This is a genomic window from Actinomyces bowdenii, assembly GCF_017592395.1.
Classification (GTDB): Bacteria; Actinomycetota; Actinomycetes; order Actinomycetales; family Actinomycetaceae; genus Actinomyces; species Actinomyces bowdenii.
The window spans coordinates 1-780 of record NZ_JAGFOU010000052.1 but is presented as its reverse complement, the minus strand read 5'-3'; the positions used below and the strand labels follow the sequence as shown (position 1 = coordinate 780).

The following is a 780-nucleotide window of genomic DNA, read 5'->3' as shown; positions in this document are numbered from 1 at the left end:
TGAGGTTCATTCATGGGGTGTGTGTGAATGTGATTCCGAGGATGGTTGTGGTGGTTGTCGGGAAGGTTTCTAGTGGTCTTCTGCAGCCGGTGTGCAGGACTCTCCATGTCTTGATGTTGGCGATGACTCGCTCGATCTTGTAGCGGATCTGGTTGACGGTCTTGTTGTAGGTCTTGTCGTCGGGGCCAAGAGGCAGGTTCGGGGGTTTTCTCTTCGGGGTGATCATTCCCAGTCCGATATATCCTTTGTCGCCAATATGCTCCGGTGGTGACGCTGCGTCGGCCAGGTCGGTGGCGGGTGCGTCGAGCAGGCCGCAGCGGCGCAGGGCCTCGGTGTCGTGGGGGCGTCCCTCCTGGGGGTCGGATACCCAGGCCAGGGTCCCGGCCTGGGTGCAGGCCACCTGGACATTCAACCCCGTGGTCTTGTGCTTGCCGGAGTACAGCTCGGGATGATCGGCCCAGGACCAGCACTCCAGGAGGGTGCCGTCCACGATCAGCTGGGCCGTGGGGTCCAGGTCCTCCACCGTCGGAACGTTGCTGTTCAGGGCGGCGGCGATCAGGGGCGTGCAGGCGGCGATGACGCGGGTGGTGGTGGGCTGGGAGACGCCGTAGAGCTCGGCGAGCACCTCCTGGGGCGGGTTGTGCCTGAGGTAGGTCAGGGTCAGGCGCACGCACAGCAACAGTCCCAGCACCCTGACCCCGAACACCGGCAAAGGGCCCATGTCGTGGATCATCTCGCACAGGTCCAGGACCTCACTGCAGGAGATTCTCGTGCTACTAT

1 protein-coding gene is annotated in these 780 nt (G+C 63.2%); it reads right to left on the bottom strand.

Annotated elements, in window-relative coordinates; all coding sequences use genetic code 11:
* Positions 1-10: 10 nt before the first annotated feature.
* On the bottom strand, positions 11-780 hold a 770-nt coding region (locus J5X07_RS12740; protein ID WP_341769479.1), incomplete at its 5' end, for a transposase family protein.